Below are 14,740 nucleotides of genomic sequence, written 5' to 3'. Positions count from 1 at the left end.
TTACTTAGAAAGCTTTTTCAATTTGAAGCATCGGACTTAGATTTTGGAATTTGCCGTATCTTGAATTACGAATTTGTTCCTAAATATAGCTATTCTATAAAAGGACACAAATATGCTATTCCTTACAATTGTGAGAAAGTAAAACTTTACTGGATAAATCAGTATCAATGCTACATAAAAACAGGTTTGCTCTTTAGAGATTATACATAGGTAAGATCTCATGATAACCTTAAGAGAGCTTGAAACGTACTTATTTAAGGCTGCCGATATCCTCAGGGGCAAGATGGACGCCTCTGAATACAAGGAATATATCTTTGGTATGCTATTCCTTAAGCGCGTTTCTGATGTTTTTGAGGTTAAAAGGCAGAAGTTAAAAGAAGAATTTAAATCTCATGGCTTTTCTGAAGAGCAAATTAATGAGCTTTTAGAAGACCCTAATTCTTATGGAGATACCTTTTTTGTTCCAGAGAAAGCAAGATGGGAGAATATACTCAATTTAAAGGAAGATGTTGGTAATAATTTAAACAAAGCTTTGGCAGCATTAGAAGAGGCAAACCCAGAGCTTGAAGGCGTCTTAAAACATATTGATTTTAACGCAGTTAAAGGAAAGACAAAATTAAAAGATCAGCAACTTATTGACCTAATTCATCACTTTAATAAATACAAGCTTACCAATGAAAACTTTGAGTTTCCTGATTTGCTTGGGGCAGCTTATGAGTATCTACTTAAACAGTTTGCAGACTCTGCTGGGAAAAAGGGAGGCGAATTTTATACTCCGCCTCATGTAAGAAAGTTAATGGTTCGTCTTGTAAATCCTCAAGAAGGTATGACTATTTATGACCCTACAGTTGGGTCTGGTGGTTTTCTTATTGAGGCAAGAGATTATATTGAAGAACAAGGACAAAATCCAAGAAATTTGGGGCTATATGGACAGGAACTTAACGGGCTTACTTGGTCCATATGCAAAATGAATATGATTCTTCACGATATTCCAGATGCCCACATTGAAAACGAAGACACCTTAACTAACCCTCAATTTATAGAGAATGGATACATAAAACAATTTGATAGAATACTGGCAAATCCACCTTTTTCACAGAATTATTCTCGTGCAAATATGCAATTTCCTCAAAGATTTAAATATGGATTTACACCTGAGACAGGAAAAAAGGCAGATTTAATGTTTTTGCAGCATATGATTGCAAGTTTGAAAAATAATGGAATTTTGGCAACAGTCATGCCACATGGAGTTTTATTTAGAGGTGGACAGGAAAAAATTATAAGAGAGGGAATAGTAAAAGATGACCTAATTGAAGCAATTATTGGCTTGCCACCAAAACTCTTTTATAATGTGGGAATTCCAGCCTGCATAATTGTTATTAATAAAAACAAGCCAGAACATTTAAAAAATAAAATCTTTTTTATAAATGCGGATAAAGAATATGGAGAGGGAAGAAATCAAAACTATCTAAGACCAGAGGATATTGAGAAGATTGTCACAGTCTTTCATGAAAAAAGGGAAATTCCAAAATATTCAAGGCTTGTAGATATTAAGGAAATAGAGGAAAATGATTTTAATTTAAATATTCGTAGATATGTAGATAACTCTCCAGACCCAGAAATAGAAGACATAAGAGCCCATCTCTTCGGTGGTGTGCCCAAAAAAGAATTAGAACTTTATGGAGAAACATTCAAGAAATTTGGCGTTTCTCCTTATACATTCCTAAGAGAAAAGAGTGACGAATATTTGGAATATACTATAGACGACAAAAGCAAAATAAGGGAAATAATTGAAAACAATGAAAATTTAAAGTCAATATTATCTGAACATATGAAAAAATTAAAGGAATGGTGGGAGGAAATAAAGGAGGAAATAGAAAGTCTCAAGGGAAATAATAACTTATGGAGGTTCAGAAATATAGGCATTAAGAGACTAAAAGAAAAACTTATTCCCCTTGGTGTGCTTGATGAGTTTAAAATTGCTGGGGTGTTTGTAAATTGGTGGGAAGATTTGAAATATGATTTTAAAACAATAATATCTGTTGGCTGGAGTAAAAACCTAATTACGGATGAGATTATAAAAGAAAAGTTTTTTAAATCTGAATTACAAGAGATTGAAGAAATAGAAGAAAAGATTACACAGATTGAGGCAGAACTTAGTGATATTTTAGAAGAAGTTGAGGATTGGGATGAAGAAGAATATGGAGAAAAAACAGCAAAAAGAGTAATGGACTACATAAAAGAACAGATAAGAGATATTCTACTTTTACCCAAAAATGAAAAGTGGAACAATAATTTAGTTACGAGGCTATACAAGTTTAACAATGAGCCATTATCTAATACAGCAAGAGAAGCTATCAAAGAGCTATGGCAACGACATCAAAGAATTGAAGAAAAAAATAAAGAATTGAATAAAGTTAAAAGAGAACTTAAAAATAAAGAAAAGGAACTTGAGGAACTTATAGCCCAAAAAAGGGAAGAATTGACCGAAGATGAAGCAAGGGAATTAATTTTAGAAAAGTTTTATTTAACCATTGAGAACTACCTTGAGAAATACCTAAATGCAGAGAAAAAGGAGCTTGTAAAAATTTTTGAAAATCTTTGGGATAAATATAAAGTTTCTCTTGTGGAATTAAGGGAGGAGAGAGATAAAGAGGTTAAGGAATTAGAGAAATTTTTGAAAAAGTTAGGATATTATGGGGGTTAAAAAATATGGAAAAGTTGCCAGATGGGTGGAAAAGGGTTAAGTTGGGGGAGGTTTTGGAAGAAACAAAAGAAAGAAATCATAGAAATCTATATTTTAATGTTTTTACTATTTCAAATAATTCGGGACTTATCTTGCAAGATGAATTTTTTGGACGATTATTAGCAAGTAAAAACACTCGAAATTATAAGATAGTAAGATACCTACATTTTGCTTATAATCCTGCAAGAATTAATGTTGGTTCAATAGCATTAAACGAAACTTCTTTAACGGGAATTATAAGTCCAATGTATATTGTTTTTAAAACTCATAAAGATAAATTAATTCCAAAATTCTTTAAATATTATACACAAACAAAGCGATTTAACAATCAGGTTATTAGCAATACAGCAGGGAGTGTTAGAGAGGTTTTAAATTATTCAGCTTTAATGACTTTTGATTTTTTACTTCCCCCACTTCCCGAACAGCAAAAAATAGCTGAAATTCTTGAGACAGTTGACAATGCCATAGAAAAGACAGACAAGATTATAGAAAAATACAAAAGAATAAAGCAGGGCTTGATGCAGGAATTACTTACTAAGGGTATTGATGAAGAGGGAAATATAAGAAGCGAAAAAACTCACAAGTTTAAGGATTCACCAGTGGGAAGAATACCAGTTGAGTGGGAAGTAGTAAAGTTGGGAGAGGTAATTAAATATGAACAACCATGGAAATATATAGTAAGAAATGAAAAATATGATCCCAAACATGGTGTTCCTGTATTGACAGCAGGTAAAACCTTTATTTTAGGTTATACTGATGAAACTACGGGGATCTATGAAAATGTTCCTGCAATAATTTTTGACGATTTTACTACAGAGAGTAGGTTTGTGAATTTTCCTTTTAAAGTAAAGTCTTCAGCCCTAAAAATTTTAAAGCCTGCTAACAACAATATAAATTTATTTTTCGTATTCAATTTATTACAAACTATAACATTAAAACCCGGGAGCGAGCATAAAAGATTTTGGATTTCGGAATATTCAAAAATTGATATTCCTTTCCCCCCTTTTCCCGAACAGCAACGCATTGCTGAAATTCTTTCACAAGTTGACAAGGCTATAGAAAAGGAACAAAATTATAAAGAAAAACTTAGGAGGTTAAAGCAGGGGCTTATGGAGGACTTGCTTACTGGTAAGGTCAGAGTTAATAATTTAATAGAGGTGGGTAAAAATGATGTATAGAAAACTTGACGAAGAGCATTATGTAGAAAATCCTTTCCTTTACCATCTTCAAAAGTTAGGTTGGAAGATTTATAGGCAAAACAAAGACAACCCCGAGGATGTTAAAGAAATAACTTCATTTAATCAAGGTTTTGAACCTATTTATGGCAAAAGCACTAAATTTAGAGAAAGTTTTAGGGAAGTTATACTTAAAGATGTATTAAAGGAGTCTATTAAGAGAATAAATCCATGGATTGAAGAAGACCAAATAAATGAAGTTGTAAGAAGAATAACAACGCCCTATAAAAATTCACTTTTAGAAATAAATAGAGAAATACATGACTTACTCCTTGAAAACACATCTGTATCAGAAAATAGACAAACAGGAGAAAGAAGCCCAACAGTAAAGTTTATAGATTTCCATAATCTTGATAACAATTCATTTATTGCCATATCACAATTTAAAGTAAACATTACAGGAACAGAAAAGCACATAATCCCTGACATTGTCCTTTTTGTAAATGGTTTACCTTTAGTAGTAGTGGAATGTAAATCGCCAACTATTTCTGACCCTATTGGAGAAGGAATAGAGCAGATAAAAAGATATTCAAATAGACGGGGGGCAAATGAAGGAAATGAGAAGTTATTTTGGTATAATCTTTTTTCGGTGGCTACATCAAGACAAGTAGCCAAGTATGGTACAATAACTTCAGATTATGAGGATTTTGTAGAATGGAAAGATCCATATCCTTATACTCTTTCAGATATAAGTTCAGAAGAAAACATAACAAGTCAAGAACTCTTAATTTATGGAATGCTTTCAAATAGGAATCTTCTTGATATTCTTCACAATTTTACAATTTTTAAGGAGGATTCAAAGGGCGGAATTGCTAAGATTGTCCCAAGATATCAGCAATTTAGAGCAGTCAAAAAGATGGTTAAGAGAATAAAGGAAGGTAAAACTCCTGAGGAGAAAGGTGGAATTATTTGGCATACTCAGGGTTCTGGAAAGTCTTTAACTATGATGTATGCAGTGAGAGAAATCTATCATGATCCTGAGCTTAGTAACTTTAAGATTGTCTTTGTGACAGATAGAAGAGATTTAGAAAAGCAATTATACGCAACTTCAAGCAGTGTAGGCTTTACCGTAAAACTTGCAAGAAGTATACACGAATTAAAAGAATTATTGAGAACTAACACTCCTGATTTAGTTATGTGTATGATTCATAAGTATCAGGAAAGAGAACTTAAGAGTGAATTTCCAGTGCTTAATACCTCCCCAAACATACTTGTTATGATTGATGAAGCTCATAGATCTCAATATAAATTACTTGGTGCTAATTTGAGAAAAGCATTACCTAACTCTATAAAAATTGCCTTTACAGGAACACCAATTGAGAAAACCGAAATGACTTTTGGTGAATATATAGACAAATATAGCATTAAACAGGCGGTAGACGATGGGGTCACTGTACCAATCGTATATGAGGGAAGGGTTCACAGTGCAGAGTTAACTGAGGAAGAAAAGGCTAATGCAAGGTTTGAGGATGTATTTCATGCGCTAGACACAGAAGAAAGGGCAAAAATTTTGGAAAGGTATACCTGGCGAGCATATCTCGAGGCTGAGGAAGTTATAAGAGATAAAGCAAGAGATATGATAAACCATTATGTCACTCATGTTTTTCCTAATGGATTTAAAGCCCAAGTTGTAACTGTTTCAAGGCTTGCAGCAATTAGATATAAACATGCGTTGGAAAAAGCTTTAAAAGAAAAAATAGAAGAGCTAAAAAAGGAGAATCCTCATAATATAGATTTATCTCAACTTGAAAAATTGAAGATTGAAGTAGTCATCTCAGGTGCCCCAAACGATCCAGAGGAATATAAGCCATATACTGACGAAAATAAACATGAAGAAATAATAAAAAAATTTAAACTACCTTTTAATAAAACTGATGGAGAATTATCTGGTGATGTTGGTATAATTGTTGTTCAAAATATGCTTATTACTGGATTTGATGCACCACTTGAGCAAGTTATGTATTTGGATAATGTTATAAACGGTCACAATTTACTTCAAGCAATTGCAAGGGTCAACAGAGTTTATAAAAATAAAAGTTGTGGTTTTGTTGTAGATTATGTTGGAGTTTTTAAGCATTTAAAAGAAGCTCTTGCTATTTATGCAGACGAAGATATAGAAGAAATCACACAAGTTGTTATAAATAAATCTAAAAGCATTGATGAGCTTAAATTCAATCATAATCTAATAGAGGAATTTTTTGAAAAATATAGCATTGAAAACTGGAGGGATAACATAAATGAATGTATAGATCTTTTAGCTGACGAAGAAATAAGAAATGAATTTATTTTCTTAGTAAGAAAATTTAATAAAGCAATAGACGCTGTTTTACCAGACCCTGAGGCATTAAAATATGTTAAAGATTTAAAACTTTTGAGTTTTATAAAAGAAACAGCAAGAAATAGGTATAGAGATGAAAAGTTATCTATAAAGGATGCCACTAGAAAGATAAGAGAGATTGTTGATGAGTATCTTAAGTCAAAGGGTGTTGATCCCAAAATCCCGCCCACTCCACTTTTTGATGATGTATTTCTTGAAAAATTAAAGGGAAAAACAGACAAAGCAAAAGCTCAAGAACTTGAGTATGCTATTAAGGAATATATTGAAAGACATTATGAGGAAGACCCGGAATTCTACGAGAGATTTTCAGATAAGTTGAAAAAGATTCTTGAGGAATACAGAGAAAATTGGGAAATGCTTTTCAAGGAGCTTGAGATTCTTAGAGAGGAAATGAAAAAAGGTAGAAGTGTGGAAAAAAACTTTGGTTTAGATCCAAAGATGGAAAAACCATTTTTTGGATTATTAAAGTATATGATACTTGGGAGAAAGGAAGATGAAGAACTTACGAATGAAGAGATAAAGTTTCTCGTTAATTTAACTAAAGATGTAACAGAAATTATTAAAAGAGAAAGTAGTCTTGTAGATTTTTGGGAAAGTTATCCTAAGCAAAAAAGATTAAAGTCTTTTATACTATCTCACTTATTAAAACACACTAAGTCTGGTTCTAATTTGACCCGTGAGAAAATTTTAAAAAAAATAAATGAAATACCTCAGAGGCTACTTGAGCTTGCGTATCATATTTATGTAAAGAGGTAGTTTTATGGAAATAACAATAGAAAAAATTATAAGATCAAACAGGAAAACAGTAGCATTACAAATAACAGATGATGCTACTCTTATTATTAGAGCACCATATAATATTAGTGATGAAACCATAATGCATGTTATTTCTAAACATAAAAATTGGATTATAAAAAAGAAAATGGAAGTTGAGGCAAGGAATCCTAAATTTACACCTAAGGAATTTGTTAATGGAGAAGGATTTTTATATCTTGGGAGAAGTTATAAGCTAACTATAGTAGATAATCAAGATGTGCCTTTGAAATTTGATAGAGGATTTTATCTCTTAAGAGATGCTCTACCAAAGGCAAGGGAAGTTTTTATTGAATGGTATAAAGAAAAAGCTTACGAAAAAATTTCAGAAAGGGTAGAAAAGTATGCCAAAGATGGAGGGTTTAAGTACAAAAAAATTAATATTACTAATGCAAACAAAAGATGGGGGTCATGTTCTCCAAATGGGATACTAAATTTTTCGTGGAGACTTGTGATGGCACCACTTTCTGTAATAGATTATGTTGTAATTCATGAGCTTGTCCATACCGAAGAAAAGAATCATTCAAAAAACTTTTGGATTAAAGTTAAAGTATTAATGCCAAATTTTGAAAAATACGCAGATTGGTTAAAGCGAAATGGGCATCTTTTGAGGTTATAAAAGTTTGGATAAAAAGTCAAAATAAGAAAGAATTTATTGGTGGGACAGAAATGAAAGACAGGGACTATAACAAAGAAGTAGTTAGGAGATGGGTAGTTATTTAGTCGTGTGAGCCTATAGTGGTTGAGATATAATAGAAGTTGATAAGATGAACCTAAAAGAAATCCTCTCTTATGCAAAAGGTATAAGTTCTAACTCCAAGGAAGTCCGCGAGGGTTATGTTTTTGTAGCCATTAAAGGAACGCAGGTGGATGGGCATGACTTTGTGGAAGAGGCTTTGCAAAGGGGTGCTCTCTACGTGTTTGTGGAGAGGGAAGTAGGCATAAAAGACCCACGCATTATAAAGGTGGAAGATACAAGAAAGGCTCTTGGTGAGCTGGCAAGTCTTTTTTATGGTGAGGTTTCAAAGAGGCTTAAGATAGTGGGCATAACGGGGACAAATGGCAAGACTACCACAACGCACATAATAGAGTCTATCCTCAACAAGGCGGGTATAAAAACTGGTCTTATGGGGACGATTTACTACAGGCTTGGAGAGAAGATATACGAATACGAAGGGAGGACCACTCCAGACCCTATAAAGTGGCACTCCACACTAAAAGCCATGTGGGAAGAGGGTGCAAGTGCGGTGGTTTGCGAGGTTTCCTCTCATGCACTTGACCAAAAGAGGATATGGGGCACGGACTTTTATATGGTGGGCTTTACCAACCTCAGCCAAGACCATCTTGACTATCATGGCACTATGGAAGACTACTTCCTTGCAAAGGCAAGGCTCTTTGAGGAGTATGCATATACCTATGCGGTGATAAATGAGGATGACCCATATGGCAAAAGGCTAAAGGCTATTGCAAAAAACCCAAGAACCTACGGAAGGGAAGGAGACTTTAAAATTCTTGACTTTCAAACAGACTTTGAGGGCTCAAGGCTAAGAGTGGCATACGAAGGAAAGGTGTATGACTTTTTCTCCAACCTGCGAGGGAACTTTCAGGCGTATAACCTCTCTCTTGGTATACTTGTGGGCTTTCTGTGGGGGCTTGAAAGCCAAGCTATACAAGAAGGCATAAGGCAGGTGCAAGTCCCCGGTAGGTTTGAAACCTACAAGGGAAAGGGCTTTGTGGTGATAATAGACTATGCTCATACGCCTGATGCTTTGGAAAAGGTCTTGAGGACCGCAAGGGCTCTTTGCAAAAACAGGCTTATAGTGGTCTTTGGTGCTGGGGGAAACAGGGATAGAACAAAGAGACCTCTTATGGGAAAGACCGCAGAGGCTATTGCAGACCTTATAGTCCTGACCTCGGACAACCCAAGGTTTGAAGAGCCGATGGCTATAATTGAGGATATCTTGAGTGGAATAGAAAACAAAGGAAAGGTCTTGGTGGAACAGGACAGAAGAAAGGCAATAGAGCTTGCCATAAGCATGGCACAGGAGGGGGATGTTATCCTAATAGCGGGCAAAGGACACGAAGACTACCAAGAAATAAAGGGTGTAAAATATCCCTTTAAAGACTCTGAAGTGGTCAAGGAGGTCCTCGGTGTGTGATTTTGAAACGCTCCACTATAACCTCAAAGACGAACTGTTGAATATCTACAAAGAGGCAGATATGCCACAGCCAACTATAAAGATAACCAGTCTAAAAAGCGGTAAGGTATGCGGTCTTGCCAACCTTGCCAAGCTCATCCTCTACTTTGAAAGAGAGGGCTATCTGGTGGTGTTAAACAAGGATGAGGACTACAGGGAATGGGAGATACAAATAGAGGCGGGCATACTTGACCTTATGTTTGGGTATGGATAAAATTTAGCCTATGAACATTTTTATGATAGGCTTGGGGAGGATGGGGCTTGGTATGTCAAGAAGGCTACTTTCAAAGGGGCACAAAGTAGCGGGCTATGATGCAAACCCGGAGGCAAGGGAGAGGGCAAGGGCTTATATGGAAGTTTTGGAGAGCCTTGAGGGTCTTAGGGGGCAGAAGTTAGTATGGCTTATGGTTCCTCACGAGGTGGTGGACAAGGTTCTTGAAGACATAAAGCCTTATCTGCAAGAGGGAGACATAGTGGTGGACGGTGGAAACAGCTTTTACAAAGACTCTCAAAGAAGGGCGGAGGCTTTGAAGGATATGGGTGTTTACTTTTTGGATGTGGGTGTTAGTGGTGGTGTTTATGGTGAGGAGCTTGGATATTGTCTTATGGTGGGTGGGGACAGGTCTGCCTTTGAGAGAATTGAGCCAATTTTGAGAGACCTATCCTATGAGGGTAGGGGCTATGCCTATCTTGGTTCTTCTGGTGCGGGGCATTTTGCCAAGATGGTTCACAATGGCATAGAGTATGCCTTTATGCAGGCTATTGGTGAGGGCTTTGAGCTCCTCAAAGAAAGTGGCTTTGAATATGACTTGAGGGAGGTTGCACGCATATACAATACGGGTAGTGTTATCCGTAGCTGGCTTATGGAACTCACTCAAAAGGTCTTTGAAGACTTTGGAGACCTACAAGAGCTTAAGCCTTATGTGGAAGACACGGGAGAGGGTCGTTGGACGGTAGAGGAAGCCATAAAAAGGGCTGTGCCAGTGCCAACTATTGCGGAGGCTCTCTTTGCTCGCTTTCGCTCAAGGCAAGATAACTCCTTTAGAGACCGCCTTTTGGCAGGTCTTAGGTTTGAGTTTGGAAGACATCAGGTAAAGAAAAAGGATGAATAGAAGTTTCTCTCTTTTTATTCTTGGTGGGACGGGAGACCTTGCAAAAAAGAAACTCTTTCCTGCACTCTCAAGGCTTTACACGAAGGGTTATCTAAATGGACTTGACAGGGTGTATTCCTTGGCAAGAAGTAAGCGGGAAGATTGGGAGCAGGTGGTTTGTAGACTGGACGCTGGCTTTGGAAAGCTATGCAACTTTTTACCCTTTGATGCACGAGATTGGAACTCATACGCAGAGCTTGGAAAGCTCATAGAAAACCTAAAGGGTCAAGAGCTTATCTTCTTCCTTGCACTTAGTCCATATCTTTTTGAGGATACTATTAGAAATCTTGGAAAGCTCTTAAGAAACTACACAAACCCAAGAAAGATAGTTATAGAAAAGCCCTTTGGTTTTGACCTAAAGTCCGCAAAGAGGTTAAACGATATCCTGCATAGGTATTTCATAGAAGAGGAGATATACCGCATAGACCACTTTCTTGGCAAGGATACCATACAAAACATCTTTTCTTTGAGGTTTTCCAATACCATCTTTGAAGGCATATGGAACAGGAATTTTATTGAGCATGTGAAAATATACGCCCTTGAGAAGGTGGGAGTGGAAGGAAGGGGAGAGTTTTATGACAAGGTGGGTGCCATAAGGGATATGCTACAAAACCACATGCTCCAAATGCTTGCCTTTACCGCCATGGAGCCACCCGCCTATATGTCAGAGAAGTTTATAAGGGACGAAAAGGTAAAGGTCTTAAAAAACACACGCATTGAAAGGCTCATAAGAGGTCAATACGAAGGCTACAGGCAGGAGATAGGAGTGGAAAACTCCAAAACAGAGACCTTTGTGCTTGCCAAGGTTTTGGTGGAAAACTTCCGCTGGCACGGAGTGCCCTTTTATCTAATGACAGGAAAAGCCCTTTCTGAAAAGCTAACCCAGATAGAGATAGTCTTTAGGGAAGTTCCACAGAGCTTTACCAAGCTCCTTGACTGCAAGCCACACCAAAATAGAATAGTCTTTCAGACCGCACCAGAGAGCAAGCTCCAGATAGTCTTTGAACTAAGACCGCCCACTGGCAGGTTTATGGCTTGCCCAGTGGAGACCTTCATGGAGTATAGGTTTCCCTCAGAGTTTGAGGACGCATACGAGGTCTTGCTCCTTGATATTGTAGAAGGAGACCAATCTCTTTTCATAAGAGGAGATGAGATAGAAACCCTCTGGGAAGTGGTTGAGCCATACTTAAACATGGAGGACGAACCCTTTGTCTATCCAAAAGGTGTAAAACTGCCAAAGGAGGCAGAGGAGTTTTTACCTTAATCGCCTATGCAGTGAATTGAAGAACAGACTTTGAACTTGCAAATGAGTCAAGGAGGGAGATATTAATTAGAGATGACTCAAGAAGAGTTTCTTAAGAAATATTCTTGGGATGGAGAAAGGAGCAGGGAGGAGCTTTTGATAAGAGCTATGCTATATGCCAATCCTCTTGAGATTGCACCACTTTTTAGCAAAGAGGAGTTAAAAGGGATATTTCTAAACAATCTCCATAGGTTTCACTGCAAGGATAGGAGTTTTTGGAAGGTGGTTTTAGAGGTTTCTGAGGATGAGCTTAAGAGATATTCAGAAAAGAACTTTAGAGAAGGTAGCATCCTTATCCCTTACTGAGGGTTTTTACTTGGCAGGAGGAACAGCTTTGGCTATTAGATATGGACATAGACATTCAGAAGATTTTGACTTTTTTACATTCCCTTTTTATAGGTTCAATGTTGGTTTGCTTGCGGAGAAACTTACAAACATGCCAACAGAGATAGTGTCTATAAGTGAGGGAACTCTTATATTCTTGATGGAAGGAGTTAAGTTTTCCTTTTTCAGCTACCCTTACCCACTATTGGAAGAGCCAGAGTTTTTAGAGGATTTAGGTGTATACTTGGCAAAGGACAGAGATATCCTGTCTATGAAGGCTATAGCCATAGCACAAAGAGGTAGTAAGAAGGATTTCTTTGACCTTTGGTTTCTCATAAACAAAAACGAAGTGAGCATTAGCAGTATAGTTGAAGACTTAAAGCATAAATATAAGAACTACAATCCTGGAATTTTTCTCAAGGCTTTGACCTGCTTTGAAGATGCGGAGAAGGAAGTCAACCCACAAATAGACCGCTTTTGGGAAGAAATCAAAGAATATATAACCCTTCTAATTCGTTCTGAATATAACCATAACGCCTCTCCCTAAAAAGCCTATAAAAAGCCTTAACAAAGTGGCATGTCCTTTGTAAGTGTGCTATTCTAATAGCCTTTGACTTAAGGAAGCCTCTTGACTTTTTCTTTCTAATTCTCTATGAAGTTTCAACTCCACACGGTAGATTAGCAACCTCAACTTGCTACATAAAGAATAATAAGACATATCAAGCTTTTTGTCAAGGGGGCACCCCTCTCAAGTGAAGGTGGTTTGCCAGAAGTGTCAGGTCATGCAAGATTGAGTGTGGTATTGCCAAATTTAAACCATTGAGAGACAGGGCTTTGAGCTATACGCCGTATTGCCGTAAAACCGTATTTATGTTTTTACGGCGTTATGGTCATACGGTCATATGGCATAATAGAAGCCACGAAACACAAGGCTTAGAAAAGGCAAAGGTATAAGAAAACCACTGTTATTTTACCCTATGACCTCTGGGAAAGCCTACGGATAGAGAGCATAAAGAAAAACACCTCAATGGGGGAGCTGATATCAAATAAGCTAAAAGAGTTAAAAAAACTCAGAGAAAAGACTACCATAATGGAAGTTGACGATGATGGACTTCTCAAGCCTATTGAGTGAATACTACCCCCTTGCTTTCAAAGACCAAAAGCCCTATTCAGTTGCCAAAATGCCACTGGGTTTTTAACCCAGATTAGATGAATGTTAGTATTAGAAACTAATCACTGAAACAATAGAAATATAACATATAAGCATACGCCTTCAGGAGAAAATTCTATTCGTATAGAGCATTTTAAAGAGTGCCGGCTAAGAGCCGGCATAATAATGTCTGTAAGGGCTATCTTATCTCCTCTCCACTATAACGCTTTTCAGGGGTGCAACTGCTTGCAAAAACTCTTGCTGTTCTCTCGCAGGAACTTTATACTTATCAAGGACTCCCTTAGTTATCTCCACAAACCTATTCCAATCTGACTCACTTATACCAAGCCCCTCATGTGAAGTTTTCATATCTCTACCCGTGTATATACAGGGACCACCAGCAGCACTGCAAACAAAATCAGTAAGGTGGGCTATAAGTTTGTTTTTACTGTCGTTGCTTAAACCTTTGAAGTATATACCTAACTGTTTGTCTGTTACGAGAGCTACTGCGAGGTCTTTGACCACTGCAGATATGGCATCATAGCCGCCCAGACGCTCGTAAAGGCTTTTGGACTTCTTTTCTCTACCTTGAGCTGTGGCTACTGCCATTGTTTCTTGTGTGCACACTGGCTTTGCTTGTAATGGCATAGCTGACCCAATAAATGTAAGCAATGATGCAAAGAGCAATCCCTTACGCATGATAGCACCTCCTAAGGTTTATTGATATAGATAAGCATAGCGTTATGTTTTTAGACTTTCAGTGACTAAGTCACAAAGATATTTCTTTTTTCAAGGCTTCAAGGTTGTTGATCCTTATTTGTCCCCTGCTTATTTCTACAAGCCCCTCTACCTCCAGCCTCTTTAGGAGTCTGGTTACTACCTCTCTTGCAGTGCCTATTTTTCTGGCTATTTCTTCGTGTGTTTCTTCCACTATTCTTTTGTCCTTACCTGTCTCGTATAAATATCTTAAAAGGCGTTTATCAACGCGTTTTGATATAACTTCGTTAAGCATCAAAAAAGTCTGATATATATTCTTTGCTATCATATTAAGAAAAAACTCTCGCCAATATGTGTATCTATCAAAAAGTTCTCTAAAGGTTTTATCATCAACAACCAAAAGAAGCGAGTCCTTGTCAGCCTCCGCAAAGGCTGGATAAGGCATCTTTTTTAGTAGAGACACGGTAACAAACATACAAGCCTCACCCTTATCTATAGTGTATAGCAATATTTCTCTACCGTTTTCCAAACTAAGATATACCTTTAACCCACCACTTAATACAACCGGGCAAATTCCACACGTATCGCCAGGATATAAGAGAATATCGCCCCTTTTTACACTTACCATCTGGGACCTCTGAGCCAACAGTTGTTTGAAAGACGCCTCAGCATAAGGAAATAACTCATCTATTACTAAGTTAACTTCTGTCAGACTCATTTTTAACCTCCCTCAATGAATTATAACTCTTGTAAAATTTTCTTGTA

12 protein-coding genes are annotated in these 14,740 nt (G+C 36.9%); 10 read left to right on the top strand and 2 right to left on the bottom strand.

What is annotated here, in order from left to right:
- Positions 1-220: 220 nt before the first annotated feature.
- The 10 genes from IAE16_RS05075 to IAE16_RS05030 all read left to right on the top strand — a co-directional run bounded on the left by IAE16_RS05075 (position 221) and on the right by IAE16_RS05030 (position 12,655).
- A complete protein-coding gene (locus IAE16_RS05075) occupies positions 221-2,707 on the top strand; it encodes a type I restriction-modification system subunit M (RefSeq protein ID WP_323699648.1) in 2,487 nt (828 codons plus the stop codon).
- A 5-nt stretch (positions 2,708-2,712) separates the two neighbouring features.
- Entirely contained in the window at positions 2,713-3,924 is a 1,212-nt protein-coding gene (locus IAE16_RS05070) for a restriction endonuclease subunit S (RefSeq protein WP_323699647.1), read from the top strand.
- Entirely contained in the window at positions 3,917-7,075 is a 3,159-nt protein-coding gene (locus IAE16_RS05065) for a type I restriction endonuclease subunit R (RefSeq protein ID WP_323699646.1), read from the top strand. The genes IAE16_RS05070 and IAE16_RS05065 overlap by 8 nt, the downstream gene beginning before the upstream one ends.
- A 4-nt stretch (positions 7,076-7,079) precedes the next feature.
- Positions 7,080-7,751 (top strand): M48 family metallopeptidase, encoded by a 672-nt coding sequence (locus IAE16_RS05060; RefSeq protein WP_323699645.1) that lies wholly within the window; start codon positions 7,080-7,082, stop codon positions 7,749-7,751.
- Between the two features lie 148 nt (positions 7,752-7,899).
- On the top strand, positions 7,900-9,291 hold the full coding sequence (locus tag IAE16_RS05055) for a UDP-N-acetylmuramoyl-L-alanyl-D-glutamate--2,6-diaminopimelate ligase (RefSeq protein WP_323699644.1): 1,392 nt from the start codon (positions 7,900-7,902) through the stop codon (positions 9,289-9,291).
- Positions 9,284-9,544, top strand: coding sequence for a hypothetical protein (locus IAE16_RS05050; RefSeq protein WP_323699643.1), 261 nt, complete (start codon positions 9,284-9,286; stop codon positions 9,542-9,544). The genes IAE16_RS05055 and IAE16_RS05050 overlap by 8 nt, the downstream gene beginning before the upstream one ends.
- Before the next feature lie 10 nt (positions 9,545-9,554).
- Positions 9,555-10,442, top strand: coding sequence for a phosphogluconate dehydrogenase (NAD(+)-dependent, decarboxylating) (gene gnd / locus IAE16_RS05045; protein WP_323699642.1), 888 nt, complete (start codon positions 9,555-9,557; stop codon positions 10,440-10,442).
- The gene (zwf, locus tag IAE16_RS05040) at positions 10,435-11,745 is read left to right on the top strand and encodes a glucose-6-phosphate dehydrogenase (RefSeq protein ID WP_323699641.1); all 1,311 of its coding nucleotides are present in this window, start codon (positions 10,435-10,437) and stop codon (positions 11,743-11,745) included. The genes gnd and zwf overlap by 8 nt, the downstream gene beginning before the upstream one ends.
- Before the next feature lie 72 nt (positions 11,746-11,817).
- Entirely contained in the window at positions 11,818-12,090 is a 273-nt protein-coding gene (locus tag IAE16_RS05035) for a hypothetical protein (protein ID WP_323699640.1), read from the top strand.
- Between the two features lie 28 nt (positions 12,091-12,118).
- The gene (locus IAE16_RS05030; RefSeq protein ID WP_323699638.1) at positions 12,119-12,655 is read left to right on the top strand and encodes a nucleotidyl transferase AbiEii/AbiGii toxin family protein; all 537 of its coding nucleotides are present in this window, start codon (positions 12,119-12,121) and stop codon (positions 12,653-12,655) included.
- A gap of 807 nt (positions 12,656-13,462) precedes the next feature.
- On the opposite strand, the gene IAE16_RS05025 is transcribed toward IAE16_RS05030, so the two are convergent.
- A complete protein-coding gene (locus tag IAE16_RS05025; protein WP_323699637.1) occupies positions 13,463-13,957 on the bottom strand; it encodes a group I truncated hemoglobin in 495 nt (164 codons plus the stop codon).
- 70 nt (positions 13,958-14,027) lie between these two features.
- Entirely contained in the window at positions 14,028-14,603 is a 576-nt protein-coding gene (locus IAE16_RS05020; protein ID WP_323699636.1) for a Crp/Fnr family transcriptional regulator, read from the bottom strand.
- Positions 14,604-14,740: the final 137 nt, after the last annotated feature.

The organism is Hydrogenobacter sp. T-2 (assembly GCF_033971325.1).
Lineage (GTDB): Bacteria > Aquificota > Aquificia > Aquificales > Aquificaceae > Pampinifervens > Pampinifervens diazotrophicum.
Note: the sequence above shows the minus strand (reverse complement) of the source record. Positions and strands in the feature narration are given on the sequence as shown.